At 59.4% G+C, this 16828-nt stretch carries 15 protein-coding genes; 12 read left to right on the forward strand and 3 right to left on the reverse strand.

Annotated features, from left to right (window positions below; translation table 11 throughout):
* Positions 1-64 precede the first annotated feature (64 nt).
* Positions 65-1030: an AraC family transcriptional regulator gene (locus F7R11_RS10435; protein ID WP_064803317.1), complete on the reverse strand. Its 966-nt coding sequence runs from the start codon at positions 1028-1030 to the stop codon at positions 65-67.
* Positions 1031-1150: 120 nt separating this feature from the next.
* On the opposite strand from F7R11_RS10435, the gene F7R11_RS10440 reads away from it, so the two are divergent.
* From F7R11_RS10440 to F7R11_RS10460, 6 genes are all read left to right on the forward strand, one after another.
* A complete protein-coding gene (locus F7R11_RS10440; protein ID WP_064803319.1) occupies positions 1151-2383 on the forward strand; it encodes an MFS transporter in 1233 nt (410 codons plus the stop codon).
* A 223-nt stretch (positions 2384-2606) separates the two neighbouring features.
* Positions 2607-2747, forward strand: coding sequence for a hypothetical protein (locus F7R11_RS27010; RefSeq protein ID WP_156669015.1), 141 nt, complete (start codon positions 2607-2609; stop codon positions 2745-2747).
* Between the two features lie 345 nt (positions 2748-3092).
* Complete coding sequence (locus F7R11_RS10445; protein ID WP_151180524.1) at positions 3093-5798, forward strand: hypothetical protein; 2706 nt, start codon at positions 3093-3095, stop codon at positions 5796-5798.
* A 95-nt stretch (positions 5799-5893) separates the two neighbouring features.
* Complete coding sequence (locus F7R11_RS10450; RefSeq protein ID WP_167317217.1) at positions 5894-6826, forward strand: ATP-binding protein; 933 nt, start codon at positions 5894-5896, stop codon at positions 6824-6826.
* 93 nt (positions 6827-6919) lie between these two features.
* On the forward strand, positions 6920-8272 hold the full coding sequence (locus F7R11_RS27515; RefSeq protein WP_082932816.1) for a TniQ family protein: 1353 nt from the start codon (positions 6920-6922) through the stop codon (positions 8270-8272).
* Between the two features lie 319 nt (positions 8273-8591).
* Positions 8592-8819 carry a hypothetical protein gene (locus tag F7R11_RS10460; protein ID WP_082932817.1) on the forward strand — a complete coding sequence of 76 codons (228 nt, stop codon included), beginning with the start codon at positions 8592-8594 and terminating at the stop codon, positions 8817-8819.
* A 72-nt stretch (positions 8820-8891) separates the two neighbouring features.
* Here the strand turns inward: F7R11_RS10460 and F7R11_RS10465 are convergent, their stop codons facing one another.
* Positions 8892-9791 (reverse strand): LysR substrate-binding domain-containing protein, encoded by a 900-nt coding sequence (locus F7R11_RS10465; RefSeq protein ID WP_064803330.1) that lies wholly within the window; start codon positions 9789-9791, stop codon positions 8892-8894.
* A gap of 133 nt (positions 9792-9924) precedes the next feature.
* Here F7R11_RS10465 and F7R11_RS10470 point away from each other — a divergent pair, with 133 nt between their 5' ends.
* Genes F7R11_RS10470 through F7R11_RS10490 form a run of 5 tightly spaced genes read left to right on the forward strand, consistent with a single transcriptional unit; the run spans position 9925 to position 13985 of the window.
* Positions 9925-10584: an RraA family protein gene (locus F7R11_RS10470; RefSeq protein WP_064803332.1), complete on the forward strand. Its 660-nt coding sequence runs from the start codon at positions 9925-9927 to the stop codon at positions 10582-10584.
* Between the two features lie 32 nt (positions 10585-10616).
* Positions 10617-11297, forward strand: a complete 681-nt coding sequence (locus F7R11_RS10475) for an RraA family protein (RefSeq protein ID WP_064803334.1) — start codon at positions 10617-10619, stop codon at positions 11295-11297.
* 5 nt (positions 11298-11302) lie between these two features.
* Positions 11303-11938, forward strand: coding sequence for an RraA family protein (locus F7R11_RS10480; RefSeq protein ID WP_064803336.1), 636 nt, complete (start codon positions 11303-11305; stop codon positions 11936-11938).
* A complete protein-coding gene (locus F7R11_RS10485; protein ID WP_064803338.1) occupies positions 11938-13155 on the forward strand; it encodes a pyridoxal phosphate-dependent aminotransferase in 1218 nt (405 codons plus the stop codon). The genes F7R11_RS10480 and F7R11_RS10485 overlap by 1 nt, the downstream gene beginning before the upstream one ends.
* Positions 13156-13178: 23 nt before the next feature.
* Positions 13179-13985 carry an alpha/beta fold hydrolase gene (locus F7R11_RS10490; protein WP_064803341.1) on the forward strand — a complete coding sequence of 269 codons (807 nt, stop codon included), beginning with the start codon at positions 13179-13181 and terminating at the stop codon, positions 13983-13985.
* Positions 13986-14117: 132 nt separating this feature from the next.
* On the opposite strand, the gene F7R11_RS10495 is transcribed toward F7R11_RS10490, so the two are convergent.
* On the reverse strand, positions 14118-15026 hold the full coding sequence (locus F7R11_RS10495; protein WP_064803344.1) for a LysR family transcriptional regulator: 909 nt from the start codon (positions 15024-15026) through the stop codon (positions 14118-14120).
* Between the two features lie 370 nt (positions 15027-15396).
* On the opposite strand from F7R11_RS10495, the gene F7R11_RS10500 reads away from it, so the two are divergent.
* Positions 15397-16773, forward strand: a complete 1377-nt coding sequence (locus F7R11_RS10500) for an MFS transporter (protein WP_064803346.1) — start codon at positions 15397-15399, stop codon at positions 16771-16773.
* Positions 16774-16828 lie beyond the last annotated feature (55 nt).

The raw sequence follows: 16828 nt of genomic DNA on the forward strand, positions 1-16828 counted from the left end.
GAAATCAGCAAGGAGAACCGGCATTTTTGCGCAGACGTATCGGCCACGCTGAACTGCGTGCATATCATGCCTCGACTTCCGCCCGCATTGCACCAGGTGACTGCCCGACCACCCGCTTGAACGCGCGACTGAACGCGGCCAGCGACCCATAGCCAAGCCGATACGCGACGGCTTCGATCGCCTCACGGTCACGCGTGATCCACTGTGCGGCGAGCCGCATCCGCAGCTCGGTCAGATAGCGCACGGGCGTCATGCCAGTCGCCGCAAGAAAGCGCTCGGCAAAGACAGAACGCGATACGCCGGCTTCCGCAGCCAGTTCTGCGACGCTCCAGTTGCGGCCCGGATCACGATGCAGCGCGACGATCGCGCGGCCGAGTTTTGGCTCACGCAGCGCCTGCACCCAGCCGGTGGCATCACCGCAGCCGCACTCGACCCAGCCGCGCACGATAAACGCGGCCACCACATCGGCGAGCCGCGCGAGGATGCCCGCGAAACCCGCGCGCTCCGAACACGATTCACGCTCCATCGCGTCGAGCATCGGGCGGATTTCGGGGTAACGCGCAAGCAGGGTGCCGACGTGCATGAACTCCGGCATCGTGCCCACAAGCGGCTGCATGCCGCCCAGATCCAGCTCCATGCACGCGCTGAAGATCAGTGCATCACCCGGGGTGGATTCCGTACCGGCACCGACCGACGCCACCGTGTCGCAGATTTTCGCAGCTTCGAAACCGCCGATCTCGCGGCACGGCGCATCCGCATCGGACATCAGCGCATGCGTGCTGCCGCGCGGCAACAGGATCGCATCGCCTGCCTCAAGCCGCATCGTCGCCCCCGCTGCGTCACGCAACAGCACGGGCCCACGCCCAATGAAATGGAACTGCGCCCGGCCGGGCGCATCGCCAAAGCTCAGCCCAAACGGCCGCGCAACGTGGATGCGACGGTATTGGACACCACTCAGGCGCATGCCCAACAGCAGCTCGCTGACGAGGTCGTGCACGTCGGGCAGGGCAGAAGGCAGGGGAGTCGGCATTGCGAATCCGGACGATTGATCAATAAGACCGGATTGTATGACATAGACCATCCGACCGGCGGGCCCTACCATGCGCTCTTATTGGTACTTTCCCTGATCCTTCCTGAAACGGAACGACGCATGAATCCCGGAATCTCAACAGCCGCTTCCATTGCGGCCCCCCGTGAACCCGCCTGGGGTGCGGTCTTTGCGATGGCACTTGGCGTGTTCGGGCTTGTCACGGCCGAATTTCTGCCCGCAAGCCTGCTCACGCCCATGGCAGAAAGCCTTGGCGTGACCGAAGGCGTCGCCGGGCAGGCTGTGACGGCCACCGCGACCGTCGCGCTCGTCACGAGCCTGTTGACCGCAGCTGCCACACGCACGATCGACCGGCGGCGTGTGCTGCTCGCGTTCTCGGTGCTGCTGATCGTGTCCAACCTCGCCGTGGCGTTTGCGACCAACCTGACGACGATCCTGATCGGCCGGGTGGTGCTCGGCATCGCACTGGGCGGCTTCTGGACGATGGCAACGGCCACCGCCATGCGGCTCGTACCGGCTGCGATGGTGCCGCGCGCGCTGTCGATCATCTTCAGCGGCGTGGCCGTCGCAACCATTGCGGCAGCGCCGCTTGGCAGCTATTTCGGCCACCTGATCGGCTGGCGCAACGTGTTCCTGGCCGCCGCCGGGCTGGGCGGCATCGCGCTCGTATCGCAGATTGCAACGCTGCCGTCCATGGCGCCGAGCGGCACGACGCGGCTGCGCACGCTGATCGACGTGCTGCGCCGTCCGACCGTTGGCATCGGGATGTTCGCGACGATCCTCGTATTCACGGGCCATTTCGCGTTCTTTACGTATCTGCGACCGTTCCTTGAACAGGTTGCGGGTGTTGGCGTGAACGGGCTATCGGCGATCTTGCTGGGCTATGGCGTCGCCAACTTTGTCGGCACGTCGCTCGCAGGCCGCGTGCTTGAGCACAGGCTGCGACCCATGTTGATTGGGATGCCCGCATTGATGGTTGTGCTTGGCATTGCGCTCGTGGCACTGGGCCGTGCGCCGGTCCCCGACGCCGTGCTGATCGCGTTGTGGGGCATGGCGTTCGGCGGCGTGCCGGTGGCGTGGTCAACGTGGGTCACGCGTACCGTGCCCGATGAAGCCGAAAGCGCGGGCGGCCTGATCGTCGCGGCCGTGCAGCTCGCTATTGCAACTGGTGCGGCGGCCGGCGGCGTCGTGTTTGACGCGAACGGTGCGGTCGGCGTGTTTGTTGGCGCGGCCGTGGTGCTGGCCATCGCAGTTGCGACGATCGTGACGGGCGTGCCGAAGCGTGTGGAGACAGTGCCGGAGCGCTCTGACGCAAAGTTAGGTTCTATTGGTTGAAGCTAACGCTCTGATTTTTAAGGCTGCTGGCCTCAATTTGGACGAGTATTGCATTCAAAAATGTGACTGACGACAGCATGTCGCACAAGACTTCAACGCAATGTTGACACCTATTGGAACTGGGGCATTTTCGGCGACGCAATCGAAGGCCCAAATGTACGTGCGCACGCCGAACTGATGTGAGAGGCAACAGTTCCTCCCAAACGTCTGGCGACATATACAGATGAACGCACTTCGCGTTGCTGATGGCAGCGACTCACCCTTTCCCTTCCGTCCCTTTCCAGCGGGAAAACGCTTAAAAAACACTATTTATGGCGTTTTTGAATACCAAAAGCCAGGTTTTGGTATTGGGAAATCTGAATAGCCCGACTAAATTAAAGCTTGGTCTTGCAGATTCTCACGAACGTGTTATTACACGAAGAATTGCACGCGAGCGAGTAACGCCTCGTTTGTGCACATTGAAGGGTTGTTTCCGCACGAACAGCGACACCGACGGATGGCATGCCGTATGCCAATGTCAAGAAGGAGAGCTAGCCAGCACACAGACGACTGACCGCGATTGAACGCAGGAAAACCTGTACCAGCAGATCTTCCTGCTTCGAAACTCGATGGGCACGGGGCGAACCGTACGTGTTGATTTTTGTCCGCAGAGCGGCAGAAGTCAAGGAAGGTATTTGTCTCGCGCGCGCCTAATAAATAAGGATGCGACATGAGCGGACGAGACGCCGTAACCCAATTGTTTTACCGCGCCCAGGACAGAGTGTCGGTTTGGCCTGCAGTGGCTGCGCGCGGTAGAAACAACACAAACATCTACGTTGTCGATCTCCCAAAGGCGGGACGTTCAGTTATTCAAGGAGACGCCACATTCATATTTGCATGTGCCTTCCTGGAGCCCGACACCAATGTGGCCGGTTACGTTGTCGACCATGACGGATTGACAGACCTGATTGAGAGCGCCTGCATTCCGTGTACCGATGTCACCGCCCAGATCCAATACGCCGACGGTAGATCGGAGTGGTGCAAAGTCGTTGCAGAGCAGCGCCCTACCACTGCGGAAAGGGATCCCGAGTGGGCGACGGCGGGACTTTATCGTGTGATCTATCTGGGTGATTATCCCGGCTGGCAAGTGAAGTTTGATAACTGGTTAACGCTTTGCCGCTGGATCACTTGTGCACGGGGGCTCGATGTTTCCCCGCAGACCTTCCAAATTCAAAACCTTCTCGATTTACACACCAGCGTGACGCTGGGCGAGCTACTGTGCTCCTCTGAGGATCAAGGACTCGTGTTGGCTGCCATCGCACGGCTTCTACATGGTGGGTTGGCACATGCCAAGCTGAACAGCGAGCTGATTTCTCCTTCGACCATCATCACCTGGCGAGGCCACGAGATTGGTCCTGTCGAATTGCCGGACCACGTGATCATGCAGGGTAGGCCGGCAACCGCGCCGCAAGCTAAGGGGCCCGTAGTCAGCTCGAACACCATGGAGAGAGTTTCCCGACGAGGGCGTCCCAGAGCGCTCCAGTCCACTGAGATCAATACGAACAATTGGCCAGAACCAGACTTGAACGGCATGCCGGACCCAAAGCGCCAGGCATACCAAAAGCGAAAAGAGGCCATCCTTCTGTATTTGGGTAATGTGCCTTGTCAGCAGATTGAGGCCCAGTGCGGAGTAACGCTGCGGCGAGTTCGAGTCTTACTGAATCGATGTTTAACTGCTGACGAAGCCGGACGCCTGTACGGCTTTTTTGGTTTGCTGCCAAATTTTCGAATTCATCGGTATCGTAGAGAGGCGCCGGTTAATCCCAACTTGTCGCTGAAATCCAGAGGTTGTGCGGGCGCATTGTCCCAATTATTGAGGCGCCTGCCGGAGGTGAAGGACTGGCTAGATGAGCGAGTTATTTCAGCCCCCAGACGCAAGGTTACGCCCATCGATAGGTGGGTAGATCTGCGTGAAGCGTTCCTTGCGAAGTTGCGTGGGCATGGACTAACAGATCGGGATTGGCCATTCTGCCGAAGAGATCGGGCCTATCAAGCCTTGCGCACCTACGTAAAACAACTGCTTGCCAATTCTCCACCCCAGCAACACGGGCGTTCTTCGCGCAGTCCGTTGATACAGGCTCTTCGGCCGTTATCCATCCTTCAGATGGACTATCAGGTCGCTGGAGCAGCGTGTGTCCTGCGACTACGGAATTCGAAGGGGGAGGTCCTTCGGGTCCCGGTTTATCGATGGTACCTGGGGATCGTTGGTGATGAGGACCTGCAAGCCGTGGTCGGCGTCAGTGTCGAGTTTGAGGTTTCGCCATCAGCGGATGCTGCTCTGGAAGCTATTGTCAGCGCGATTGACCCGTCCAACGACGAGTTATATCGAGATCATCTCCGCTACACCGCCGAAGGAAAATTTCTCCTCCGGCACTTCTTCCCCGAATTGGCTTGGCATGGTTTCTCCATGCTTCGCCTTGACAACGGTTGGTGTAACAAGGCCCACGATGTTGTCAATAACTTGATCGACACAGTCGGTTGCTCCGTTCAGTTCGGCCCTGCATATCGATGGTGGGTCCGTGATGTCATTGAACGCATCATCGGTCAACTTGATGGGTTGGGACTATCACGTTTGCCAAGCACGTATGGCACAGGGCCCGCTGACAAGAGGCGTAGGGCACCTGAGGCAAAAGCCGTCGACCTAGAGGTCAATTTTGATGAGATATTAGATGTTATTTACGGTGCGATTGCGAAATTCAATCTCGCTCCGAGTGAGCGGCATCAGCAGTCCAGTCGCGTCGCTGCACTACAAGCCGCGCTTTCCCAGCCAGATGTAGGTTGCTTCATACAGCAACTGCCTAAGGCAACCCAGAAGCACAACCGTTTGCTCGATCATGTAGAGCGGCGTGTTATCCGCGGTGGGCAAAAGTTGCGCGAGCGTCCGTATGTCAAGGTGGATCGTTGTCGATACGTATGCGACCAGTTTGCAGAGCATTTGGTCGGCCGCTCGGTTTGGGTCTATATCAATCGACGCGATGCGCGGTTTGGTCGGGCAGTGTTGTGTGACACAAGGCGAGATCTGGGTCTTATTCGAGCGATAGGTGGATGGGCGAAGACCGCTATCTCATGGCGAAGAAGGAGATTGATCAATCGGGGGTTCACGGTTGCCCAGCAGCAAACAACCACCGACCCAGTGGCGCAGTGGGAACGGGACAAATGCCAGCAGATTTTCACGCGCAAGAACCGGCGCGGTAGAGCCAAGATTGCCCTAACGCTCTTGGCGCATGGAAAGTCGAGGAAAGACCGGGCGAACCGCGAGAGTGTCCAGTCTGCAGCCCCAGATTCTGGGCATGTTGTTCAAGGTGCAACATCAAGCAACGACGATGCATCCCAGCTGGACCCATTGGGCTTGCGCTCGGTACCAAAGCTCGACTAGCCATGAGGCGCGACGCTCAAATTGCAGCCGGGCCGTCCGCTAGCGAGCTGGAGCGTGCCCAGTTGCTGTGGTCTCACCCGCTACTGAGCCGTCCCTTGCTCGAGACACCACCGGTCAAGGAGTTCTACGCTCACATCAAGTTTCGCTTGGTTGCGGGCGGAGATAGTTGTTGTATCGCTGGCCATCAGCGATTCGGAAAATCCACAGCCATCGCCATGACCTGCCGGTACCTAGCAGCCGAGTTCCCTGACCTGCCTGTCTATGTCTTCAACTGCACCAACACGAGCCAGACATTCTCGCGGGAGTTCCTGGCGCAGTGGTCAGCTGTTGTTCGTGGAGGCACTACAGGTGCCTCATATTCCATGCGTGCAAATATCGAGCATGCATTGATTGAAAGAGCGCTCCTGGCGCGAAGTGACCGCATTGTGCTGATTCTGGACGAAGTGCAGAACATACGATTGCACGAGCTCCAGTTCCTCAAGGACATCTTCAATAACCTTTTTTGCAATGGCGTTCGCCTCGTTACGATTTCGGTGGGCCAGGAGCCAGATCTAGGAAGACGCCTGACCTTGTTGAACGAACGACAAGACTTAGTTAAGAGGTTCTTCGGTGTCCAACGTACGTTCCGTGGCATACGGTTAGATGACGAGGTCCAGGGGATTTTTTCCTGCGTCGACGATAAGCGGCTCGATCCACTGGACGTTTCCTGGTCAGAATTTTTTACTCCGGCTCGCTGGAGGCGCGGTTGGAGACTCGCAAAAGAGGCCGCCGCATTTGCCGAGGCGCTGCGAAAATGCGGTTTGATAAAACGCTGCACCGACACTACCGAGGTTTCGGCGGATGTTCTATTTTCCGCCCTGCGTTGCTATCTCGTTCGTAGCGCGGACCAGGAAGCGAGAGGAGGGCGCTGGAACAATCTGCATGTGTGGATTGACGCAGTGAGGGAGGCGGGTTTCGGCGGGGCGTCACGGTCCAAGGTCAACCAAGATGGCGATGATGACGAAGAATCAATGGAGATCATGCCATGAGCTACCGCTTCGATTTAAACGCATCAGAAAGACCACTCGTCATCTTTCAGTCTCGTCTGTCAGCGCTGCATTGGTCTTGCCCGGACAAAGGTGATGCCCGTGGCTGATCAAGCATGGAGCGGCTCTTATTGGTCGCCCCTCAAGGCTGAGTCTACGTTAAGCATTGTCCTACGCTTGTCGGCGTTGAACGGACTTGGAGTGGAAAGTGCCCGGAAGCTCGTCACAAAGCGTGGCTCTCACACCCGCAAGCTTGATTTTTACCGAACGAACTGGATCGACTATGAGCGAGTCGCGCGCAAATTTGGATGGGATTGGATTCCCGCCGAGGCCTCCTTGGATGGACCAATCTGGCGCCTACATAAGGTTCTGTGGGCTCCGCAGTTGCGGTATTGCCCGCTATGTATGCAGGGCGGCTTTCATGCAATATGGTTTCAGCTTGCTGCGATGCAAGTATGTCCGTTTCATGGATGTCCGCTGGAACAGGCCTGCCAGGTGTGTGCCGCGTCTTTGGGGCCGTACGGGCTGACCGGCTCGATTTTCAAGCGCCCGGGTTGTTGCGGCGTTTGCGGTCATCCCTTTGCCGGCGTGCCGCTACGCCAAAACGAGCTGCTCGAGTTTTATTCTCAACGAGGCGCTGTAGAGCGCGCATTCGCTCCGTTTCGTGCTTGGTTGGACTCCGCACATCGCAGGCTTATTTGGCTCCATGAGGCTGCCGCGATCGACGTGGGTGGAGAGGAAGGCGAAGACAGGCGTGTGATTCTGAAAAGCGCAGTTCAAGCGTTGGTCCCGTATCCCGAGGGATGTATGTCGACTCTTTATCCGCCGGTGGTATTTCAGGTTTGGCAGTCAAGAGCAACATTGCGGCAGGTGGCGCCTTCGCACCATGGGTATATGTCAGGCTACGCCGCAACGCAGATCTACCTTTCAACACTGAGGCGGCTTCTATGCTCAATTTCCCCGGGCCAACTACACAGGCACACCGACGGACGCCTTCATTTTGAGGGAGATCGTTCCATGTCTCTTGCGGGGTGGCGCGACGACCAGCTCGCCCTACTTCTACTGCGTTCCGCGTTTGAGAGTTTGAACGTGCTTGATATGTCGATGCCACTAGACGGAGTGAGATTGGTGCGCACTGCATTGTTGCCCGCCGTGGTGGGCGGTGCGCTTCGCCCCGGAGCATCCAGGGCCGTAATCATTGCGACTTACGCCATGATGGTGCTACGCGCACGGCGTTGTCTTGCCCGGGGGTACCTCTTCCGCTCTCAACTCGTTACGTCTGCGGAATCCGAGATTTTGTGGGCTACATGTGCGGCCGCCCCACACCTGTATGGAATATCCGTCATGCCGGCACTGCCTGTCCTTGAGCCACTGCAACACAGATGCTGCTGCGATCCGCAATCGCCACAGATCGATTACATCAGTGACCGGCTTGGACAAAGCTGGTGAGGTCGACCGGGAGTACGGATAGGCCCACCACTGGTCTGCTTATTCAGGTGCAGACGTACCGGACGGTCGCTAGCCTAAATGAGGCTCTCCAACCTTTGGGAAACATGGCTATTGTGCTCTATAGGGCGCTCTTTCGTAGAAAAGTGCCTCATAGTTAACGTGCAATCGGAAGCTGCTTGGTTTCCTTATCCCTTTCGCAACGGCTGTGAAAGTGCATTGCGGATAGCTAACGTGCAATCGGTAGCGATGCAAGATTCGCCCGGACGGCGATGAATATCCGATAATGTTTCGAGCACAGCGAAGGTTTTCAGGGACATCTATGAAGCAATCAACGCCGCTAGACCACATGGATCCTGTTGAGGAGGCCGTGTTTGTCGCTATATTGAGCCGCGACGATGGTGCTGCTGCGCGCAGCCATTTCGCCAGGGGGCAGCCGATCTACTGCGTTGCGAAGGATACGCCTGCTGGTGTCATTGAGAAGCGCTATCCTGATGGACGACGTGAATACGTTCGATTCGACCGAGACGGCGAGCAGGTGGTTGCCTAGCGTCCGGACGGCGGGCATAGGCGTGGAGAGTTTCCGCCGCGTGATGGCCCCTCGGCTAGCCCGTCACTCCCCTTATCGTTGCTTTAGCCATAAGACTGCTTCATCGACCATAGGATGGTAGCGGTTCTTATTCCAGACGGCGGCGGCCGTCACCACCATCACTTTCTCCTTCAGCGGTCGGATGACAACATTCTCCGGCGCCAGTTTTCGCATCGAGGCGGGCACAAGCGCCACGCCCTGGCCACAACCGACATAGGCGATCTGTGAAGTCACGGAGCGCACTTCGTGCATAACTCGGGGCGTCAAACCATGCGAGCGGCAGACGGAGGTCAGCATATCGAAGTAGACCGGGCTGACCTGCCGAGAAGACATCACCAGTTGTTCATCGGCAAGCGACCGCAGCCGAACCCGCGGCAACCTCGCCAGCGGATGTTCCCTCGGCAATGCCACGGCCAGACGGTCTTCGGCTAGCGGCATCGTTGCGATGCCGCTGCCAACTTCGCCATCCAGCCGAACGAAGGCGAGATCAAGTTCTCCCGCTTCCAATGCAGGAATGGCCTCGACGCTGTCGATCTCCCGAACGAATACCGTCAGGTTCGAATGCGCACGCTTGAGCTCGTTCAGGAGGGGCGGCACCGTTTCCAGCATGGCCGAGGTGATAGCTCCGACGTGCAACACGCCGGACTGGCCAGCAGCGACCTCGCGTACGACGCGCTCCAGACGTTCGACCTGCGTGGCGAACTGGCGAACGGCGGGCAGTATGGCCGCGCCTGCCGGGCTGAGTTGTGTGCCGCGTCGTGAACGATGAAACAGTTGCAGCTTGAGCGACTGCTCCAGCACCTTGATCTGTTCGGTCAGAGGCGGCTGCGACATGTTTAGGCGCTTCGCCGCCCGCCCAAAGTGCTGCTCTTCGGCCACGGTGAGGAACATCCACAACTGCCGTATCAATCTGAAGTCGATTGCGTTGCCCATGTTCTGTGCATCTCCAAGTGGAGAAGGTAGATCCTTCTACTCCTAAAATCGTATCAGACAGATACTGAATAGAAAATTTACATATCAGTGCGCAGATACGACGATGGTCTCACTTGCAACGGAGACCCGCGTGATGACCCAGACCTCCCTCCTCGATCGCCTTGCATCGCTTGACACCAACACGGTGTCCGATGCGCTCGATTTTCTTGGCCTGCCTGGCGCTACTTACGGGCTGCGCCCATTGTGGGACTGCCCCAAGATCGTCGGCCGCGCCAGCACCATCCAACTCGGTCCAAAGGCTGATGCCAAGCCCACTGTGCATTTGATTTCTCCGGTCATTGACGCGGTGCAGACGGATGACCGCGTCCTCGTCATCGCGGGTGGAGCGGAGGGCATTTCGTGCTGGGGTGACATCCTGGCCAACGCTGCCACGGCAAAGCAGATCCGGGGCTCGGTGATTGACGGCCTGAGCCGAGATATCGAGGGAAGCGAGTCGATCGGTTACCCGGTCTACGGGCGCGGCGTCACGATGATCAGCGCGCGCAACCGTGTGATCCAGATCGACTCGGGCAAGCCTGTGCAGATGGCGGGCGTGACCGTCAATGAAGACGACTATGTGATCGCCGACCGCTGCGGCACCGTCTTTGTGCCGGCGACGCGGATCGAAGAGGTACTCAACCTGGGCGAACGTATCGCGCGCAGGCAGGACGGCATGGTGGCCGCCGTGCGGACGGGCCGTTCTGTGGCCGAGGTGATGCACGACAAGGAATTCGAAGCGATCGCCGCCTCCTGAACGAAAGATCCACTCCTTTTGGAACTCAGCATATGACGAATCCCCATAAAGCCAGCACGGAAGACCGCGAACTGGTGGCCCTCTTTGAGGGATTGGACACCCCCGGCGTGTCCGACGCGATGGACAAGCTCGGCCTACACGGCCAGGCGCTCGGCATCATGCCGCTGGAAAACTATCGCAAAGCTGTCGTCGGTCCCGCTTTCACGGTGAAGTACGTGCCGGCCAGCAACCCGCCCGGCACTGTGGGCGACTTCATTGACGACGTTGCCGAAGGCGATGTCGTCGTGCTCGACAACGATGGCCGCACCGACTGTACGGTTTGGGGCGACATCATGACCCAGTACGCTGCCTTGCGCGGTATCGCCGGCACCGTGATCGACGGCGTCTGCCGCGACGTGACCAAGGCGCTGGGCGACAACTACCCGATGTTCTCGGCGGGCCGCTTCATGCGCACCGGCAAGGATCGCGTGCAGGTGGAGGCAGTGAATACCACGGTTGCAGTCGGGTCCGCCCGGGTGGCTCCGCGCGACATCGTGGTGGCCGATGCGAACGGCGTCGTCATCGTTCCGCGCGGCCGCGCACGTGAAGTGGCCGAGACCGCGCGCAAGATCGAGGAGGTCGAGTCGCGTATCCGCGAGCAGATCGCGCAGGGCAAGTCACTGGGCGAGGCCCGCGCGGCACTGGGCTACCACAAGCTGCAAACCAAGGAGTAAGCGCCATGACCACAACCTACAGCGATGTGCAACGCGCGCAGGCGTGCAAGCTTGGTACCTCCACCCTGTTCGAGGCGTCTGGCGTTCCCACCAGTGCAGTTGATCCGGCGATTCGCACGGTATGGGCTGGTGCGTCGGCCGCGGGCCCGGCCTATCCGCTCGAATGCTCGCCAGGAGATAACCTGTCCATCCACATCGCAATGGAGAAGGTGCCGCGCGGCAGCGTGCTGGTCATCTCGACCGGGGGTTTTGTTGCGGGTTATTGGGGTGAAGTGCTGACCGTGGCGGCAGAGGCGGCGGGCGTGGTTGGTCTGGTCATTGACGGTGGCGTGCGCGACATTGCTGCGCTGACAGCGCGCCGCTTTCCGGTGTTCACGCGCGGCGTCTGCATGCGCGGCACGATCAAGGCCAGCGCACCTTCGATCGGTCAGCCGATCAGCTTCGCCGGTACACCGGTGGCGGCTGGCGATCTGGTGGTTGCCGACGACGATGGCGTTCTCATTATTCCTGCCGCACAGGTTGAACATACGCTCGCGCAGGGCCAGGCGCGTGCCAACAAAGAGGCAAAGATGATGGAGGCACTACATCAGGGCAAGAGCACGCTGGAGTTGATGGGCCTCACAAGCTGGAGGGATGCGTAATGACCGATGCCGCCTACGGATTGAACCGCTTTCTCGCCGCCGCAAGGCCGTCAGCCACCTACCGCGTGATGGACCACGTGGCCGCACGGCGCGCCAGCGGTGCCAACGTCATCTCGCTGAGCGCGGGGGAGCCGGATTTCGATACCCCGGAGGACGTGCGCGAAGCTGGCATTGCCGCCATCCGTGCTGGACACACCCGGTATACGCAAGTGGCTGGGCTACGTGTACTGCGCGAAGCGATTGCCGCCAAGTTTCAGCGCGAAAACGATCTCGATGTGGACTGGCGCAACACGCTCGTGTGCAGTGGCGGCAAACAGGTGATCTTCAACGCGCTGGCAGCCACCCTCAATGAAGGCGACGAAGTCATCGTTCCGGCGCCGTATTGGGTGAGCTACCCCGAGATCGTGCAGCTATGCGGGGCACGCCCGGTCATCGTGGAGTGTGGCGCGCAGACAGGTTTCAAGCTGACCCCGCAGGCGCTTGCGCAGGCACTGACGCGCAAAACGCGTTGGCTGATCCTGAACTCGCCTTCCAACCCGACCGGGGCGGTGTACACGCGCGAGGAGCTTCTCGCGCTGGCGGGTGTCCTGCTTGAGCATCCCGACGTGCTCGTGTTGTCCGACGACATTTACGAGCACCTGATCTTCGACGATCTGCCGTTCTTCACCATCGCGCAGGTCGAGCCCCGACTGCGCGACCGTATCTTGACCATGAATGGCGTGTCGAAGGCTTACGCGATGACAGGCTGGCGAATCGGTTTCGGTACCGGGCCCGCCTGGTTGATCGAAGCGATGGAGAAACTGCAGGGCCAGCAAACTTCCGGTGCTTGCTCCATTTCGCAGCATGCGGCGCTCGCCGCCCTAACCGGGCCGCAGGACTTCATTGTGCGATCGCGCGTGGCTTTTCAGCGCCGGCGTGACATGGTTGTCGAATTGCTCAATCAGGCGCCCGGCTTGCACTGTGCTGTGCCCCAGGGTGCGTTCTACGCTTTCGCGTCATGCCAGGATCTGATTGGCAAGACTACGCCGACGGGGACGCATTTGGACAGTGACGAAGCCGTCGTCAACGCACTGCTCGACGAAGCCGGTGTGGCTACCGTCCATGGGAGCGCTTTCGGCCTCGGTCCGTACATTCGGATCGCCTACGCACTGGATGACTCGTCGCTGCAGAAGGCGTGCACGGCCATTCAAGAGTTCTGTCGCTCGCTCGTTGCGTGAGCCACTTCGGGAGCATGAATCCGATGTCTCAGGAATTTCTCAAGTCGCAGTTCTCTTTCATCGTCGATGACACGGCGGTGGACGTCTCCGCTATCCATCGCGATGGTGGCAAGGCCCCGATCGTGTTCCTGCACGGCTTCGGCTCCACCAAGGAGGACTACGCCGATATCGTCCGCCATGCGGAATTCGCCGGCCACCCATTTGTCGCCTATGACGCTCCGGGTTGTGGTGAAACGCGCTGCGCGGACCTGTCGAAGATCAGCATCCCGTTCCTGGTGAGCACGGCGCTGGCTGTGCTGGACCGCGTGGGCTTCGATCGGTTCCATCTGGTCGGGCATTCAATGGGTGGACTGACAGCGTTGATGCTTGCACACGCACATCGGCATCGCGTCATCAGCTTTACCGACATTGAGGGCAACCTTGCCCCTGAGGACTGCTTTCTCAGCCGGCAGATCGTCGACTATCCGCGTGATGATGCCGAGCGCTTCTTCGATGACTTCATCGAGCGCACGCGGCATGCCCCCGCCTACGCGAGTGCCATGTACGCCGCAAGCCTGCGTCACAAGGTCAGGGCTGGTGCCGTGGGCGGCATCTTCCGGTCGATGGTCGATCTGTCAGACAACGGCGAGTTGATGGAGAAATTCCTCGCGCTACCGTTTCCGCGCATGTTCATGTACGGCGAACAGAATGCATCGCTTTCCTACCTCAGCCACATTCGCGAGCGGGGCGTCGCGCTGGCGGAGATTCCGGAGTGTGGGCACTTTCCCATGTACTCGAATCCGGTTCTGATGTGGCGGGCGATCGCTGAGTTTCAGGCGCAAGCGGAGTAACGCGCATTCGCCCGTTTTCTGCCCAAGCTTGACGAGGATAGGAGGTGGCCGACTATTGGCCGAGGGCTCATCGCCGCATGACCTGCCACCCTTGAGCGACCGCACCGACTTCTACGACGTAGCCGATCCGCGTCACGTTGGCGTAAAGGGCGGCGGCATGGAGCGCATGAAGCGATCGGCCTCCTGACAGGCCAGCTCGGCAACCAGACGAATCGCGTCGGACGCCCGGCTTTCGAGATAGCTCACCACGAGCCCCTGCGGTGGCAACGGCAGATCCGTAGGGATAACTCTCAGCTCGCCTCGCTCAACCTCGTCTCTCATCGGCGGCAGTGGCACAAACGCGTTGCCGAAGCCGCATTTCACGAATCGGGCGATGGCCGAGATCGAATTGACGCAATGGACCGTCCCCATCGGAAGTCCAACCCGACGGTAGACATCCTTCAGCGCAAGATACGGTTGTGAACCTCGACTCATCGTCACAACGGGTTGGGACAGCAACACGCGAATGTCCGGGGCCGGTGTGCCCATCTCCGGACGCCCGACCCAACCCAGAGCCATCGGCAGGCACGTGATGCTGACAATGCCGTCACCCACCAGCTGATCTGTCTGGAGGGCGATATCAATCTCTTCGTCTCGCAAGCTTTTGTGCAAGCGCTCGGTCGACTCGGAACTGAGCTGCACCTCGATGCCTGGATTTGAAGTCTGCAGATGCTCGATGAAACCAACGAGCCATGTGTGGACGATGCTGTCAATCGCGCCGATGCGGACATTGCCCAGAATCGCCTGATCCGTGCGGCCCAGCTGCATGATGTATTCCTGCAGTTCGAGCATCCGCTCGCCATAGCCGATCAACCGTAAGCCCACGGGCGTCAGTCTGAGGTCTCGCGCATCGCGGTCGAACACACGTGCCCCGATCTCCTCTTCGAGCGAAGCAATGCGGTTGGAGATTGCCGCTTGAGTGATATGCAGGCGCTCCGCTGCTGCACGGAAACTTCCGAGTTTCACGACAAGGATGAAGCTCTGAAGAAAGCGCGTGTTCATCGCCAACGATGCATTGATAAAACATGTAGTGTGCGCGGCGCGCGCGACTTGGACAACCTATGCGAGACGAATCTAGGCAAATCGCGAGCCCCGGACTTTCCCTAACCCATCGGTACGCGATCTCCTTGCAGCCTCTCGCACTTGGCGATTGCACTGGCATATACACCGCATGGGCATAAACCCTTGGATTCGCTACTGACATGGCGCAGTTGCAGGGTTTCGTGCCCCAGGCTGAAGCCGGGAAACTGCAGAACGGTGCATACGAATGGCGCTTTGCAAAAGAAAAATCTATCAGGCTACCCAAAGAAAACCCGTTTGAGCCGACACGATGCGCTGCGTAGCATCAATGAGACCGAACCGGAGGAGACTCATGAACACTGAACAAGCTGGACGCACAAAAAAACAGAGTGCGCGGGCGTTCATCGTATCGCTGTCAGGCACAAGCCTGGAGTGGTACGACTTCGCCATTTATTCATCGGCATCAGCCCTCATTTTTGGAGGCGTCTTTTTCCCGTCTGGCGATCCGCTCTCCGGCACCTTGCTAGCGTTCGGAACCTATGCGGTCGGCTATGTGGCCAGACCGCTCGGTGGCGTCCTGTTTGGTCGGCTTGGCGATGTCATCGGGCGTAAGAACATTCTCGTCTGGACGCTGCTACTGATCGGCATTGCTACTGTACTTGTCGGATTGATTCCGTCGTATGCGTCGATCGGTATCGCCGCGCCGGTCATCCTTGTCCTGTTGCGCATGGCACAAGGTGTGGGTGTTGGCGGTGAATGGGCTGGCGCCGTTCTCATCTCGTGCGAGCACAGCGATCCACGCCGTCGCGGCTTCGCGGGTTCCGCTGCACAAATGGGGCCCCCGCTTGGCAACTTGATGGCAAATGGGGTTCTCGCGCTTCTTGCAGCGTTGATGTCGCGCGAGGCGTTTCTCGCATGGGGTTGGCGCCTTGCCTTTCTGATGTCGGCCGTGCTCGTGGGCGTGGGCATCTGGATTCGAATCAAAGTGGAAGAAACGCCCGTCTTCGAAGCCATCAAGCAGCAGGGCAAGGTCTCTCACTCGCCAATGCTCGACGTGTTGAGGCACGAACCGAAACGGCTCCTTGCCGCCACGATGATTCGGATGTGCCCCGATGTTATGTACGCGATGTCCACCGTTTTCGTACTGACCTATGCGACGCGCGTCCATGGGCTCAAGGCCAGCGAAGCAATGCTTGCTGTTGTGATCGGGTCGTTGTTCCAGACGTTCATGATTCCGGCGTTCGGCTTTCTGTCCGATCGGGTCCGGCGACGCTCCATCTATGCGGCGGGTGCCTTGTGTGCTGTTGCATGGCCCTTCATCTTCTTTCCCCTCATGGAAAGCATGGGGTACGCCGGGATCGTGCTTGCGGTGATTGGCGGGCTGTTCACCAATTCACTGATGTATGGCCCGCAGGCGGCCCTCGTATCGGAGCAGTTCAGCCCCCGGCTTCGCTACGCAGGCAGCTCGCTTGCCTACACCCTTGGTGGCGTCATCGGCGCCGCGATCGCGCCATGGCTCTTCATGTATCTGCTCGGGACCTACGGGAACTGGCAAGCGCTGGCGGCTTACATCGTGCTGACCGCCGCCGTGACCGGCATCGGCCTAATGCTATGCCGCGACCCCGACTACAGGGAAGACCTTGCGCTTGCGGGTGTGGTGCACGGCGCGAAGGCCACCCACGATGAGCTTGGTGCTGCGGGGCTGCGCCAGGAGCCGGCGCGGTATTGAGCACACGACGCGCTTGTCGGCTGCGCAGGTATTGGACAAGCCACTGCCGATCGTG

It is taken from the genome of Ralstonia insidiosa (assembly GCF_008801405.1).
GTDB lineage: Bacteria > Pseudomonadota > Gammaproteobacteria > Burkholderiales > Burkholderiaceae > Ralstonia > Ralstonia insidiosa.

Bases quoted from the DNA above. Each gene is read 5' to 3' on its own strand.
- F7R11_RS10495 (WP_064803344.1), bottom strand. From the start codon at position 15,026: ATGAACACGCGCTTTCTTCAGAGCTTCATCCTTGTCGTGAAACTCGGA.
- F7R11_RS10485 (WP_064803338.1), top strand. From the start codon at position 11,938: ATGACCGATGCCGCCTACGGATTGAACCGCTTTCTCGCCGCCGCAAGG.
- F7R11_RS10445 (WP_151180524.1), top strand. From the start codon at position 3,093: ATGAGCGGACGAGACGCCGTAACCCAATTGTTTTACCGCGCCCAGGAC.
- F7R11_RS10470 (WP_064803332.1), top strand. From the start codon at position 9,925: ATGACCCAGACCTCCCTCCTCGATCGCCTTGCATCGCTTGACACCAAC.
- F7R11_RS10490 (WP_064803341.1), top strand. From the start codon at position 13,179: ATGTCTCAGGAATTTCTCAAGTCGCAGTTCTCTTTCATCGTCGATGAC.
- F7R11_RS27010 (WP_156669015.1), top strand. From the start codon at position 2,607: ATGAACGCACTTCGCGTTGCTGATGGCAGCGACTCACCCTTTCCCTTC.
- F7R11_RS10465 (WP_064803330.1), bottom strand. From the start codon at position 9,791: ATGGGCAACGCAATCGACTTCAGATTGATACGGCAGTTGTGGATGTTC.
- F7R11_RS10480 (WP_064803336.1), top strand. From the start codon at position 11,303: ATGACCACAACCTACAGCGATGTGCAACGCGCGCAGGCGTGCAAGCTT.
- F7R11_RS10440 (WP_064803319.1), top strand. From the start codon at position 1,151: ATGAATCCCGGAATCTCAACAGCCGCTTCCATTGCGGCCCCCCGTGAA.
- F7R11_RS10500 (WP_064803346.1), top strand. From the start codon at position 15,397: ATGAACACTGAACAAGCTGGACGCACAAAAAAACAGAGTGCGCGGGCG.
- F7R11_RS10460 (WP_082932817.1), top strand. From the start codon at position 8,592: ATGAAGCAATCAACGCCGCTAGACCACATGGATCCTGTTGAGGAGGCC.
- F7R11_RS27515 (WP_082932816.1), top strand. From the start codon at position 6,920: ATGCCCGTGGCTGATCAAGCATGGAGCGGCTCTTATTGGTCGCCCCTC.
- F7R11_RS10475 (WP_064803334.1), top strand. From the start codon at position 10,617: ATGACGAATCCCCATAAAGCCAGCACGGAAGACCGCGAACTGGTGGCC.
- F7R11_RS10435 (WP_064803317.1), bottom strand. From the start codon at position 1,030: ATGCCGACTCCCCTGCCTTCTGCCCTGCCCGACGTGCACGACCTCGTC.